This window comes from Vicinamibacterales bacterium, from assembly GCA_041659285.1.
Classification (GTDB): domain Bacteria; phylum Acidobacteriota; class Vicinamibacteria; order Vicinamibacterales; family UBA2999; genus 12-FULL-67-14b.
Window position 1 is genome coordinate 85220 of sequence record JBAZYO010000004.1, and the last position, 12530, is coordinate 97749.

A 12530-nucleotide genomic window follows, 5' to 3' on the forward strand; every position below is an offset into this window, starting at 1 on the left:
GTCTCAGTCTGGCAGCACGATCTCAAAACTCGTTTCGACCCCCGGCGTGCTGCGCACGCTGACGGTGCCGCCATGGCGCTCGACGATCGCCTTGACGATCGAGAGGCCGAGCCCCGATCCCGATTGCGCGCGGGACCGATCCGCCTTGTAGAACCGATCGAAGACGTGCGGCAGGTGTTCGGCGGGAATGCCGACGCCCGAATCCGACACGCGGATCGCGGCGCCGCGCCCGGTGCGCGCGGCGGCCAGTCGCACGGTGCCGCCGGGCGGCGTGTGGCGCAGCGCGTTCGACGCCAGGTTCTGCACGGCCTGCTCCAGCCGATGCGGATCCGCGGTGACCCTCAGGTCGGTATCTCGGGGATCGACGGTGATCGTCACGCCCTTTTCCTGCGCCGCCTGCGCATGGCGCTCGGTCACGCGCTCGAACAGCTCGTCCACCGACACGGTTTCGAGCGTGAGCGAGATGCCGCCCGCCTCGAAGCGCGCCAGGTCGAGCAGGTCGCCGACCAGCCGCTCGATGCGCTGTCCCTCCTCCTGGATCACGCGAACGGCTCGCTGCCCTTCCTGGTTCTCGGGCAAAAACTGCGGGAGCGCCAGGGTTTCGGCATAGCCGCGGATCGCGGTCAGCGGCGTCATCAACTCGTGCGACACGTCCGCCAGCAACTGCCGACGGGCGCGGTCGGCTTCGACGAGTTGGGCCTGGCGGGCGGCGAGGTCGGCGGCCATGCGATTGAACGCGTCGGCCACCGCCGACACCTCGTCACCGCCGATGGACGGCGCGCGCGCCGACAGGTCGCCTTCGCCGAAGCGGCGGGCCGCGTCCTCGAGGGCGCGCAGGCGCGCCTGGGCGGGGCGAAAGATCACGAGCGCGGCCAGCGCGGTCCCGCCGATCAACAGCAGGAACGCGCCAATGGCGAGGGGCGTGCCGATTTCGTCGGCGGCACGGCGCAGGCCGGTGAGCGGCGGCACCCACACCACGCCGACGACGTCACCGTTGTGCGCAATCGGCGCCATCACCGGTCCGCGCCGCGGCCCGCCAAACGGCATGCGCGGCATGGGCCCGGGGGGCGGCATCCGCTCCATCGGCGGGCCGCCAGGCTCCCCCGCCATGCCGGGCGATCGGCGCTTGAACGGACCCGGCATGCGCATGCCGGGCGGCACGTCCACCCCCGGCGGGCCGACCACACGGCCATCGGCGAAGATGATGACGGCGGGGCGATGCAACTCGCTGATGCGGCGCCTCGCATACTGCTCGAGGTCAATGGCGGGGTCACGTTCGAGCGCCGACTCGAACTCCGACGCCACCAACTCCGCGAAGTCGCGGCCCATCCGCTCGGGCATGCCGCCTTCGGTTTCGCCCGCCACCCAGATGAACAGGGCGAACTGCAGGCCGAGCGTAATGGCCAGGAACAGGATGAAGCCGAGGCCGATGCGCCAGTAGAGGCTGGACGTCAGCTTGGTTCGGGTCGAAGCGGCAGCATCAGACATCGGCGCACTTGTAGCCACTCCCCCACACGGTGAGGATGATGGCGGGGTTGGCCGGATCCAGTTCGACGCGCCGGCGGAGCCGCTTGACGAGCGAGTCCACGCTGCGCTCGGTCACGTAGGTGCGGTCGGGCCACACGCGGGTGAGCAGCGCCTCGCGGCTGAACACGATGCCCGGGTGCGTCGCCAGCACGAACAACAGGCGGAACTCCTGCGCCGTGAGGTCCATTTCCGCGCCGCGCACCCGCACACTGCGGCGGGCCGGGTCGATGTGCAGGCCGTGGATCTCGACCGGGCGTTCCGACGGGGACGCGGCTTCGGCCTGTAACTGCGACCGCCGTGGCCGCCGCAGCAGCGCGCGGGCGCGGGCCACCAGCTCGCGGATGCCGAACGGCTTGGCGAGGTAGTCGTCGGCACCGCTTTCGAGGCCCAGCACCTTGTCGCTCTCTTCGCGCCGCGCCGTGAGCATCATGATCGGCACGTCCTGGTTCGGGCCTTCGCGCCGGATGGCCCGGCAAATCGACACGCCGTCCATGCCGGGCAGCATCAGGTCCAGCAGGATCAGGTCGAACGGCTGCGCGCTGGCGCGAGCCAGCCCGTCGAGCCCGTCGCCCACCGCCTCGGTTTCGAGGCCCTCGAGACCAAGGTGGAGAACGATCAGATCGCGGATGTGCGTGTCGTCTTCGATCACCAGGACGCGTGCCATCTCCCTGCAGTTTTTCACAGATTGCGGCGCTTGCCCCGCCGAAGCCTTGGCGAAGGCGGGCTGCCACAGTTTTCTCACACCCGGGCCACGGGGCTGCCACGAGAATCCCGTCTCATAGGCTAGAAGGAGTGAGCAATCACATGACCAAGACATTCAAGATTTCCCTCGCCACCGGGCTCGTCGCGGTAGCCATGGCCGCGGGTTCGGCGCTGGTGATGGCACAGGACGGCCCGATGCGCCGAGGCGGCGGCCCTGGCGTGGGCGGCCCGCCCCCGGGCGGACCGATGGACGGACAAATGCGTGGACCGGGCGGGCCAATGCGCGGCCCCGGCGGTCCCGGCGGCCCCATGGGCATCGGGCCCGGGTTCCGTGAACTGGATCTGAGCGACGATCAGAAGGCGCAGGTCAAGTCGATCCACGAATCGCACCTGGCCGAATTCCAGGCCGCGGGTGCAAAGGTCGGCGCGGCGCGCGAGGGCATGCGCAAGCTGCTCGAAGCCGACACGCTGGACGAATCCGCGGTCCGCGCCAAGAGCGTGGAGGTGGCTGCGGCCGAGGCCGACGCGGCGATCCTGGGCGCGAAAGTCCGCGCGCAGACGCTGCAGGTGCTGACGTCGGAACAGCTGGCCAAGCTGAAGGAGCTGCGGGCATCGCGCGAAGCGCAGCCGAGAAAGCAGCGCCAGCAGGGTAAGCGCTAATCAGGCGGGGGCTGACCCCTCATGGGCATTGTGTGAGGGGTCAGTCTCCGACGCCGCCCGCGTAGGGGTCTGTCCCCGACGCGGCGCCGCGAAGGGGTCAGACCCCTCGGCATTTCTCGCTCGGGGTCAGACCCCTTATTGGTTCGCGTGGGCTCTGAGCAGCCGGAGGCCGTTGAGCGTCACGGCGACCGTCGCGCCGGTGTCCGCCAGCACCGCCAGCCACAGCGGCGCGGCACCGAAGAACGCGGAGATGAGGAAGGCTGCTTTCGTGGCCAGGGCGAGCGTGACGTTCTGGCGAATCACTTTCACCGCCCTTCGCGCGTGGCCGACCAGGAACTCCATGTCTTCGGGATGGTCGCACGTCAGCACGACATCCACCTTCTCGAGCGGGATGGTGTCGGCCGTGCGGCACTGCACGACGACTCCGGCGGCGCCGAGCGCCTCCACCGTGAATGCCTTCGCTTGCGCCGCGCGCTCGAGCGGCGCGCCGCCCTTGAACAACACGCCGCGCCTGGCCGCGGAGGTGAGGGCGGCGACCACGGTCACGGGCGTGGAGATCACGAGCGCGCAGGGACAGGCCAGCACGAGGAAGATCAGGCCGCGGTAAAACCACACTTCCCACCGGCCGTCGAGCATGGGCGGCAGCATCACGACGGCCAGGGCCGCGAAGGTCACGACCGGCGTGTAGACGGCGGCGAACTTCTCGATCCAGCGCTCCACCGGCGCCGATTCGTGGCCGCGGTCCTCGCCCCACCCGGGCTCGTGGCCGACCAGGTGGGCCACGGCGTGCCGCGCCCGATCGATGCTCCACGCTTCCATGAGGTGGGCGAGGGCAAACAGGAAGGCGACGGCCGCCGCCTCGGCCCACTGGCCAATGGACGCCGCGCCGATCGCCGACAGGCACACCAGCACGTGCATGTCGAGGCGCCGGTAGCGCAGCGACACCACCGCGCGCGGAATCATCGGCGCCAGTCCGGCGACCGCCGACAGCGCGTAGGCCGCCACGGCGGGGCCCTGGTGCGCGTGCCCGGCCCCCGTGCCGTGCCCGAACATCGCTTCGCTCCAGGTCTCGGCGGACAGGCCGTCGATAATCCAGCCAACGGCAAAGGCGGCCAGGCTCGCGCCCGCCCACCACTTCGCGGTGTCGTGATGATGATCGTGATGGTCGTCGCCCACCACGTCGTCGGCGTCGTGGCTGTGGGCGACCAGCCCGGTGCCGGCCACCGCATCGAGAATCGCCGACGCGGGGACAATGGACGGGTCGTAGGTGACGTCAACGCGGCGGCCGACCAGGTCGAAGGTCAGCGCGGCGACGCCCGGGCGATTCAGCGCATGTCGAATGAGCGCCGCTTCGTCGGCGCAGTCCATCCCGGCAACATGTAGTCTCAGTATCGAGTTGGTTGGGCTGGCCACGAACACTTCATTATCGCCGGAACGGTCCGGCTAAAGCCGGACGCCACAGGCGCCGGACGCTGGCATGGTCCGGCTAAAGCCGGACGCTACAGGGCCTGGACTGCCGCCAGCACGTCTTCGGCGTGGCCGTCGACCTTGACGCCGTCCCATCGCCGCACGACCTTGCCGTCGGGCCCGATGAGATACGTGGTGCGCGCCACGCCCATGTAGTTGCGGCCGTACATCGACTTCTCCTGCCACACGCCGTACTTCTCCATCACGGCGTGGTCTTCGTCGGCGAGCAGCGGGAACGTGAGGTCGTACTTCGTCGCGAACCTGGCCTTGCTCTTCGAGTCGAGCACGCTCATGCCGAACACGGCGGCCTTGCTCTTCTTGAACTTCGGCAGGTTGTCCTGAAAGGCGCACGACTCCTTGGTGCAGCCAGGCGTGTCGTCCTTCGGGTAGAAGTAGATCACCACCGGCTGGCCGGCGTAGTCAGCCAGGGTGTGGACCTTGCCGGCCTGGTCGGGCAGGGAGAACGCGGGAGCTTTCTTGCCGGGGTCGATGAGTGCCATGGTGTCTCCGCGGGCGGCATGGTCCGGCTGAAGCCGGACACTACATGTCGAAGTCGCCCCTACGTGTTCTGATGCCTACTGGGCGGTCGAGGTTGCGCGGCCGTCAAACGGCACGGCGGCGTGGGCGCGACGCGGCTCCGCGCCGCCCTCCACCTTCTTGTTCGCCACGTCCACGGTGATGGCGGCGGCGTAGCCGTAGCGCACCTCGCCCTTGCGGCCGATGCGCTGGAAGCGATGGCCGCGGTCGATCAGGTTGTTCAACAGGCTCCGCGGAAAGCGATCCTCGATCTCGATGCGCTCGCCGTTCTCGAGCGGATCCGCCGGGTCGCGCCCGGGCAGGAAGCGCGGCGACTCGATCGCCGCCTGCGCGCCGAGCTTGCCGTCGATCACGCCGGTGATGATGTTGTAGACCGACACCGGAATCCAGGCGTTGCCGGCGCAGCCCACCGCCAGGCGGGGCACTTCTTCGCCGTTCGCCTTCTTCTCGAACACCAGCGTCGGCACGCTCGCCGTGCTCGACCGCATCAGCGGCACCAGGCTGCCGTAGGCGCCCGCCGTCAGGCGGTTCGATCGCAGATGGTTGTTATAGAGAAAGCCCAAGCCCTTGGACACATAGAAGGTGCCGCCCCATGTGCTCAGCGTCTGCGTGACCGCGATCATGTTGCCTTCGGCATCCGCCACCGCAAATGACGTCGTCCCGGTGCTGATGCGCGGCGTCGGCGCCGATTGCGTGGTCGGCGCCTCGTCGGGCGGCTGCCGCTCGTAGCGCGACGCCTTGTTCGCGTCGATCTTCGCAAACAGCTTCCTGGCGTGCTCCGCGGTCAGGTGTTCCTCGAACTCCACCGGCCAGCGTTCGGGATCCGCCACGCGGCGCAGCGGATCGCGCACCTTCCACGATTCCACGAGGTAGTGCAGGTAGTCGGGATCCGTGGAGGCGCGGGCGCCCGGCGCCGGCACGTAGTTCTCGAGCACGTGCAGCGACTCGAACAACTGGATGCCGGTAGACACCGGCGGGCCGCCGGCATAGAGCGTGTGGCCGCGATAGCTGCCCATCACCGGCACGCGCTCGATGGCCCGGTACTGCGCCATGTCGGCAAAGGTCAGGATGCCGCCGTTCTCTTCCATGTCGGCGGCGATCTTCTTCGCGATCTCGCCGCGGTAGAAGGCGTCGGCGCCGCCCTTCTGGATGGCGCGCAGCGTGTTGGCGTAGTCCTTGTTGAAGAACCGCTCGCCCGGCTTCGGCACCTTGCCGCCGGGCAGGTAGATCTTCGCGGCCTCGGGCCACTTCTCGAGGAAGCGGCGGCCCTCGGCAATGCTCGACGGCAGGCCTTCATCGAGGACGAAGCCCTCGTCCGCCAGCGCGATGGCCGGCGCCACCAGGTCTTCCCACTTCACCTTGCCGCTGCCGTAGGTGCGATAGGCGTAGTCGAGGCCGGCGACAATGCCGGGGATGTTCGCCGCGGCCGGACCGTCGGCGACAATGCGGCCGTCCTGCATCAGCCGCGGATTGTCGGCGGTGGCGCCGATCGGCGTCATGTCCTTGTATTCGATGACGGTCGGCTTCTTCATGCCCTTGAGGTAGAGCACGGCCGAACCGTCGCCGCCCACGCCCGAGGCTTCGGGCTCGACCACACCGAGCGCGAACGACACGGCGATCATCGCGTCCACGACGTTGCCGCCCTTCTCGAAGGCGAGCCGCCCGGCCGCCGACGCCAGCGGATGTCCCGACACGACGACCGCGCCGTTGGAGGTGATGACCGGCTTGATCAGCGGCTGCGCGGCCACCATCTCGTCGATCACCGACTCGAGGTCACCCTCGGTCTTCGCGGCGGTCGCGCGCGGGCGGAACTGGTCCTTCAGGCTCGCCCACTTCTCCGCCGGCACCGGCGCCGAGTAGTAGAGCGTGCGGAGCGTGTTCCAGACGCGATCGAACATCGCGGCGAAGGCCGCCGGCGAGGGCGCCATCTCCGCGGTGACGCCGCCACCGTCTTCATGCACGGGCAGCGGCGCGGCCACGCGCCACAACTGGAACGCGGCGTTCAACGCGAACAGCGGCGGCGCCTCGACGTCGCTGCGAAGCGGGTTGCCGTTGTAGACCGGCTGCGGATCGGGCAGGCCCGAGACGAGCAGTGTCTTGCCGTCGGGCGACCACGCCGGCGCGCCGCCCTTGCGCGACACCAACTGCGGCTGCGCGGCGGGCTTCGGACGCGGCAGTGGATCCTCGGCCCCCTCGGGGCGCGGCGGCTCGACGGCGGCGACCCACACCGAGCCGATGCCGTCGCGCACGGCATAGAACGCCATGCGCACGTTGTCGGGCGCCCACGACGGGTAGGCCTCGTTGCCGCGGACGCGCGCGATGCGGAACGATCGCAGCGCCCGTCCGTCGACACCGACGCTGGGAATGGACGAGGTCACCGGCTTGGCCGGGCGCGAGCCGAGCGGCGTGGGCCTGGCCACCGCGGCGGGCGGCACCGCCATCCACCACAGGTCGAGGTCGTCTTCGGACTCCCGCTCTGAGATGAAGGCGACCTTCGACCCGTCCGGCGAGACGCGCGGATAGGTCTCGCTGTCCGCCGTTTCGGTGAGCGCCAGCGGCGCCTGCCAACTGTCGGACTGTTGGACCGGACGCACCACGAACAGGTCCCATTGCAGACTGGGATCCGCGGCGCGGCCCGCCGGGCGCGCATCCCGATGCGCGAACACGAGCCGGCCATCCGCCGTCCACGACGGCCACCGCTCGTCGCCGGGCAGCGTGGTGACGGCGACGGGCGCGCCAACGGCCACGCCGTTCTTGAGCGCGACCACCAGGACGTCGAAGCCATCGCCGCGATCGGCGGCATACGCCAGGCGGCGGCCGTCCGGCGACCACGCCGGCTCGCGCTCAATCGCGCTGCCATCCCCGGCGGTGACCGCTTTCCCCTGCCGGCCTTCCGGCGTCATGGTCCAGATGCGATCGAGGTACGACACCGCGATGCGCTTGCCGTCGGGCGCCCACGCCGGCTCCTGGACGCCGACGGGCGCCTGCGCGCCACCGGCGGATTGAAGGGCGAGGAGGATGGCGGCGAGCAGCAGCGTACGTGTCATTTGTTCAATACGGCGTTCACGATGTGACGGGCCGAGATGCCGAACTTGTCCACGAGCTCGTCGGGCTTGCCGCTGCGTGGGATCTCCGGCACGGCCAGGCGCGTGACGGTGAGGCCGGCGGGCGCGACGGCCCGGGCCACGGCGTCGCCGAGTCCACCCGAGATGTAGTGATCCTCGACCGTGATCAGGCGGCCGGTTTGCCTGCCCGCCTCAATCAACGATGCCGCGTCGATCGGCTGCACGGAATAGAGGTCGATCACGCGAATCGAGATCCCCTTCGCCTTCAACTCGTCGTGGGCCTTGAGGGCCTCGAACAGCGTGACGCCGGCGCCGATCACCGTCGCCGTGTCGGTGGCGCCCTGGCGCACGACCTTGAGGCCGCCGATCGGGAATTCCTCGCTGTTGTCGTAGATGACGGGCGTCTTGGGACGCGAGGTGCGGATATAGACCGGACCGTAGTGGGCAGCGGCCTCGCCGATCAGCTTTTCCATGCACACCGCGTCGCTCGGGTAGAGCGCCACGAAGTTCGGCTGCGCCGTGGTCATGGCGAAGTCTTCGAGCGCCATCTGCGACGGCCCGTCCTCGCCAATCGAGACGCCGGCGTGCGAGCCGGCCAGCTTGATGTTGTTGCCGCCGACGGCGGCCATGCGGATGAAGTCGGCGGCGCGGGTCAGGAACGCGGCGAAGGTCGACGGGAACGGGATGGCGCCGCGCGCGGCAAGCCCCATGGCGGCCCCGACCATCACCTGCTCGGCAATGAAGAACTGGTAGAAGCGCTCGGGATGCGCCGCCTCGAACTTGTCGCTGAAGGTGGAGTTCTTGACGTCGGCGTCGAGCGCGACGACGCGGGAATCCACGGCGCCGAGCTTGGCGATGCCGGTGCCGTAGGCCTCACGCGTGGCGACCAGGTCGCCGAGCTTGAACTGGGGCGGCGCCATCTTGCCGGGCGCCGGCTCCGGCCGGGCGGCGGGCGGCGCGGCAATCTGCAGGGGCGATCCGGTCTCGGGCACCATCTGGGCCTCGAGCTCGGCGAACGCCTTCTGCATCTGTTCCTGGCTGAGCGCCTTGCCGTGCCAGTTGGGGAGACCTTCGGTGAACGACACGCCCTTGCCCTTCAGCGTGCGGGCCAGGATCACGGTGGGCCGGCCCTTGGTCGAGCGGGCTTCCTTCAGCGCGGCCAGCACCTGCGTCAGGTCGTGGCCATCGATCGCGATCGCATGCCAGCCGAACGCGTTCCAGCGCGCGCGATAGGTTTCCATGTCGTGCTCGAGCTCGGTGCCACGGCTCTGGCCGAGCGCGTTGATGTCGATGATCCCGCACAGCGAGTCGAGCTTGTGGAAGTGCGCGGAGGCGGCGGCTTCCCACACGGCGCCTTCGGCGGTCTCGCCGTCGCCCATCAGCACGTAGGTCCGGTAGGGGGAGCCGATGCGGCGGGCGTTCAGCGCGCAGCCGACGCCGGCGCCCAGGCCCTGGCCGAGCGACCCGGTCGCCACGTCCACGAACGGCAGGCGCGGCGTGGGGTGGCCTTCGAGGTTCGAGGTGAACAGCCGCAGGTCGGTCAGCCGCTCGCGCGGAATGAAGCCGGCTTCGGCCCACATCGCGTAGAGGAGCGGCGCGGCGTGGCCCTTTGACATGATCAGGCGATCGGCCTCGGGATGCTGCGGGTTCTTCGGGTCGAAGCGCATGTCGGCGAAGAACAACGCCGCCATCAGCTCCGCCGACGACATGCAGGTGGTGGGATGCCCGCTGGCCGACGCCGTGGTCGCTCGAATCGACTCGATGCGAAGACGGGTGGCAATGTTTTTCAGCGACGAGAGCAGCGAAGCATCAACCTGCAACAGAAAACCTCCAAAGGGAAAGGGGAAGACGAGAAAGTTTATCAGTAAAATGGGGGGATGGTCCTCTTCCGCTACCTCTACATCCTGGCCCTCGTGTTGTGGCTGGGCGGAACGATGGTGGCGGGCGGCGTCGTCGCGCCGTCGATTTTCCACGTGCTGGAAACATGGAACCCGGTCGAGGGCCGCGTGCTGGGCGGGCAGGTGTTCGGCGAAGTGTTGCAGCGGCTCTATCTGGTGGCCTACGCGATGAGCGCGGTGATGTTCGTATCGCTGTCACTGCACCGCCTGCTGGGGGCGCGGCCCGTCAAGTACGGCATCCGCATCTCGATTCTGGCCGTCATGCTGGCGCTGACGCTGGGCGCGGATTACTACGTGGGCCCGCGGATTACGACGCTTCAGGCCCAAATCTCGGGTCCGGTGTCGGCGTTGCCGGCGGGCGACCCGGTCCGCGGGGAGTTCAACCGGCTCCACGGCCTTGCCAACATCCTGCTGAGCCTGTCGGCGGTCGGCGGGCTCGCCCTCCTTTTCTGGGAAGCTCGCGAATGATCATCACGCTCATCCCCGGCGACGGCATCGGTCCTGAAGTCACGCGCGCGGTGGTCCGCGTCCTGGCCGCATCGGGGTTCTCTCCGGAATGGGAGACCTTTTCCGCCGGGGCGGCGGCAGTCGAGGAGCACGGCACCACGCTGCCGCAGGCGCTGCTCGACTCCATCACCCGCAACAAGATCGCGCTGAAGGGCCCGATTACCACGCCGGTCGGCAAGGGCTTCACCAGCGTGAACGTGGGGCTGCGCAAGGCGCTCGACCTCTACGCCAACCTGCGGCCGGTCTGGAACCTGCCGTCGGTGCCGTCACGCTACCAGAACGTCGATCTCGTGATCGTCCGCGAGAACACCGAAGACCTGTATGCCGGGCTCGAACACGTCGTGGTGCCCGGCGTCGTGGAGAGCATCAAAATCATCACGGAAGTGGCGTCCACGCGCATCGCCGAGTTCGCGTTCCAGCAGGCCCGCCGCCGCGGCCGCAAGCTGGTGACCGCCGTGCACAAGGCCAACATCATGAAGCTCAGCGACGGGTTGTTCCTCGACTGCGCCCGCACCGTCGCCGCGCGCTACCCCGACATCCAGTTCGACGACCGCATCGTCGACGCCGCGTGCATGCACCTGGTGATGCATCCGGAACGGCTGGACGTGCTGCTGCTGCCGAACCTGTACGGCGACATCGTGTCGGACCTGTGCGCCGGCCTGGTCGGCGGGCTTGGTGTGGTCCCGGCTGCCAACCTCGGCTTCAACGGCGTGGGCGTGTTCGAAGCGGTCCACGGCAGCGCCCCGGACATCGCCGGCAAGGATATCGCCAACCCGACGGCGTTGTTGCTGTCAGCCGTGCTGATGCTCCAGCACCTTCAGGAAGACGCCAAGGCCGACGCGATCATGGTCGCGCTGAAGAAAGTGCTCGCCAGCGGTCACGTCACCCCTGATTTGGGAGGCAGCGCCTCGACGACGTCCTTTGCCGATGCGATCGTGCAAGAGCTATCATCTTAATGACGGATAAGTTGCGAGCCCCGAGGCCGCTCCGATGTCGCGGCCGTTTGGCCGGGACGAATCCACCGAGATAAGAACCGTGGCCACTGACACCATCGTCCAAGCCGTTCTCGCGCGTGAAGACGTGACGCGTTTCCTGGAAGGCAGCCATGGCCTGACCAGCGCCGACGCCCGCACGCGGGTCATGGGCTACCTGGACGAGCTGCAGACGACGCAGCGCTATGAGTTGTACCGGGCGCTCGAGTATCCGCTCTACCCCATTCTGCGGAAGATCGAGCGAATCAGCGAGCAGCAGCATTTCGCCATCGACGCGGCGGCCCAGGGCCGGGTCGCGTACGCGTCGAACCACCGCAGCCACATCGACTACCTGGTGGAACCGCTGGCGCTCGACGACGCCGGGATTCGTCCGCCGATTATCGCCGCGGGCATCAACCTGTTCGGCGGACCGCTGGGCCTGATCCACAAGCACGTGACCGGGGCGCTGCCGATCCGCCGCAACATGAAGGATCCGGCCTACCTGATTACGCTCAAGGCCTACGTCAGCGAGCTACTGCACAAGCACGACCTGTTCTTCTATCCGGAGGGCGGCCGCAGCTACAGCGGCGAGCTCAAGGCGATGAAGACCGGGCTGTTCAGCGCCTGCATCGATGCCGGCGTGCCGGGCATGCAGCTGGTGCCGGTGGCCGTGGCCTACGACCTCGTGCTCGAGGATCACGTGATCGCGAAGCAACGCGTCAAGGGCCGCCAGAAGGCCTTCAGCCGCGAGGTGGCCGAACTGGTCCGCTACGCGGTGGGCTACCACAGCCGGTCGTTCGTCACGTTTGGCCGTCCCATTCCGCTGGACGGCATCGACGGCGAATCGCGCAAGGCGGTGATGGACCTGGCCCGCCACGTGCGCGGCGAGATCGGGCTGCTCGCCAAGGTGCTGCCGACGGCGGTGCTGGCGGCGGCGATGCGGCCGTCGGTGACGCGCGCCGACCTCAGCGACCGGATTGCCGCCATTCTCGACACGCTGCGCGCCGTGGGCGCCAACCTCGGCGTGACTTCGGCGGAAGAAGTGCTGGCGCTCGCCACCGGGCCCCTCGAAACCCGCAATATCATCGCAATAGAGGCCGGCCGCTACCGGGTCCGCGAGCGCCACGTGCTCCGTTATTACGCGCGCTCGATCGCGCACTTGCTGACGCCGCCCGGTTCCACCCATTAAGGCCCGT

At 68.8% G+C, this 12530-nt stretch carries 10 protein-coding genes; 4 read left to right on the forward strand and 6 right to left on the reverse strand.

Annotation, left to right across the window (positions count from 1 at the left end):
* Window positions 1-3: 3 nt before the first annotated feature.
* Together WC815_07475 and WC815_07480 are read right to left on the reverse strand one after the other, a co-directional pair.
* Window positions 4-1488, reverse strand: a complete 1485-nt coding sequence (locus WC815_07475; protein ID MFA5908599.1) for a HAMP domain-containing sensor histidine kinase — start codon at window positions 1486-1488, stop codon at window positions 4-6.
* Window positions 1481-2191 (reverse strand): response regulator transcription factor, encoded by a 711-nt coding sequence (locus WC815_07480; protein MFA5908600.1) that lies wholly within the window; start codon window positions 2189-2191, stop codon window positions 1481-1483. Before WC815_07480 ends, WC815_07475 begins: the two co-directional genes overlap by 8 nt.
* Before the next feature lie 140 nt (window positions 2192-2331).
* On the opposite strand from WC815_07480, the gene WC815_07485 reads away from it, so the two are divergent.
* A complete protein-coding gene (locus WC815_07485) occupies window positions 2332-2889 on the forward strand; it encodes a Spy/CpxP family protein refolding chaperone (GenBank protein MFA5908601.1) in 558 nt (185 codons plus the stop codon).
* Between the two features lie 135 nt (window positions 2890-3024).
* Here the strand turns inward: WC815_07485 and WC815_07490 are convergent, their stop codons facing one another.
* The 4 genes from WC815_07490 to WC815_07505 all read right to left on the reverse strand — a co-directional run bounded on the left by WC815_07490 (window position 3025) and on the right by WC815_07505 (window position 9778).
* Window positions 3025-4308, reverse strand: coding sequence for a cation transporter (locus WC815_07490; protein MFA5908602.1), 1284 nt, complete (start codon window positions 4306-4308; stop codon window positions 3025-3027).
* An 80-nt stretch (window positions 4309-4388) separates the two neighbouring features.
* Window positions 4389-4856, reverse strand: a complete 468-nt coding sequence (gene bcp, locus WC815_07495) for a thioredoxin-dependent thiol peroxidase (GenBank protein ID MFA5908603.1) — start codon at window positions 4854-4856, stop codon at window positions 4389-4391.
* Window positions 4857-4931: 75 nt separating this feature from the next.
* Window positions 4932-7940 (reverse strand): gamma-glutamyltransferase, encoded by a 3009-nt coding sequence (locus WC815_07500; GenBank protein ID MFA5908604.1) that lies wholly within the window; start codon window positions 7938-7940, stop codon window positions 4932-4934.
* The gene (locus tag WC815_07505) at window positions 7937-9778 is read right to left on the reverse strand and encodes a transketolase (GenBank protein MFA5908605.1); all 1842 of its coding nucleotides are present in this window, start codon (window positions 9776-9778) and stop codon (window positions 7937-7939) included. The genes WC815_07500 and WC815_07505 overlap by 4 nt, the downstream gene beginning before the upstream one ends.
* Before the next feature lie 57 nt (window positions 9779-9835).
* On the opposite strand from WC815_07505, the gene WC815_07510 reads away from it, so the two are divergent.
* The 3 genes from WC815_07510 to WC815_07520 all read left to right on the forward strand — a co-directional run bounded on the left by WC815_07510 (window position 9836) and on the right by WC815_07520 (window position 12523).
* Window positions 9836-10324 (forward strand): DUF4149 domain-containing protein, encoded by a 489-nt coding sequence (locus tag WC815_07510; GenBank protein MFA5908606.1) that lies wholly within the window; start codon window positions 9836-9838, stop codon window positions 10322-10324.
* Window positions 10321-11319 carry an isocitrate/isopropylmalate dehydrogenase family protein gene (locus WC815_07515; protein MFA5908607.1) on the forward strand — a complete coding sequence of 333 codons (999 nt, stop codon included), beginning with the start codon at window positions 10321-10323 and terminating at the stop codon, window positions 11317-11319. The genes WC815_07510 and WC815_07515 overlap by 4 nt, the downstream gene beginning before the upstream one ends.
* 79 nt (window positions 11320-11398) lie before the next feature.
* Window positions 11399-12523: a 1-acyl-sn-glycerol-3-phosphate acyltransferase gene (locus WC815_07520; protein MFA5908608.1), complete on the forward strand. Its 1125-nt coding sequence runs from the start codon at window positions 11399-11401 to the stop codon at window positions 12521-12523.
* The last annotated feature ends 7 nt before the right edge of the window (window positions 12524-12530 follow it).

Excerpts from the sequence above, each read along its gene's own strand:
- WC815_07510 (MFA5908606.1), top strand. The coding sequence starts at position 9,836 with ATGGTCCTCTTCCGCTACCTCTACATCCTGGCCCTCGTGTTGTGGCTG.
- bcp (MFA5908603.1), bottom strand. The coding sequence starts at position 4,856 with ATGGCACTCATCGACCCCGGCAAGAAAGCTCCCGCGTTCTCCCTGCCC.
- WC815_07480 (MFA5908600.1), bottom strand. The coding sequence starts at position 2,191 with ATGGCACGCGTCCTGGTGATCGAAGACGACACGCACATCCGCGATCTG.
- WC815_07475 (MFA5908599.1), bottom strand. The coding sequence starts at position 1,488 with ATGTCTGATGCTGCCGCTTCGACCCGAACCAAGCTGACGTCCAGCCTC.
- WC815_07515 (MFA5908607.1), top strand. The coding sequence starts at position 10,321 with ATGATCATCACGCTCATCCCCGGCGACGGCATCGGTCCTGAAGTCACG.
- WC815_07485 (MFA5908601.1), top strand. The coding sequence starts at position 2,332 with ATGACCAAGACATTCAAGATTTCCCTCGCCACCGGGCTCGTCGCGGTA.
- WC815_07500 (MFA5908604.1), bottom strand. The coding sequence starts at position 7,940 with ATGACACGTACGCTGCTGCTCGCCGCCATCCTCCTCGCCCTTCAATCC.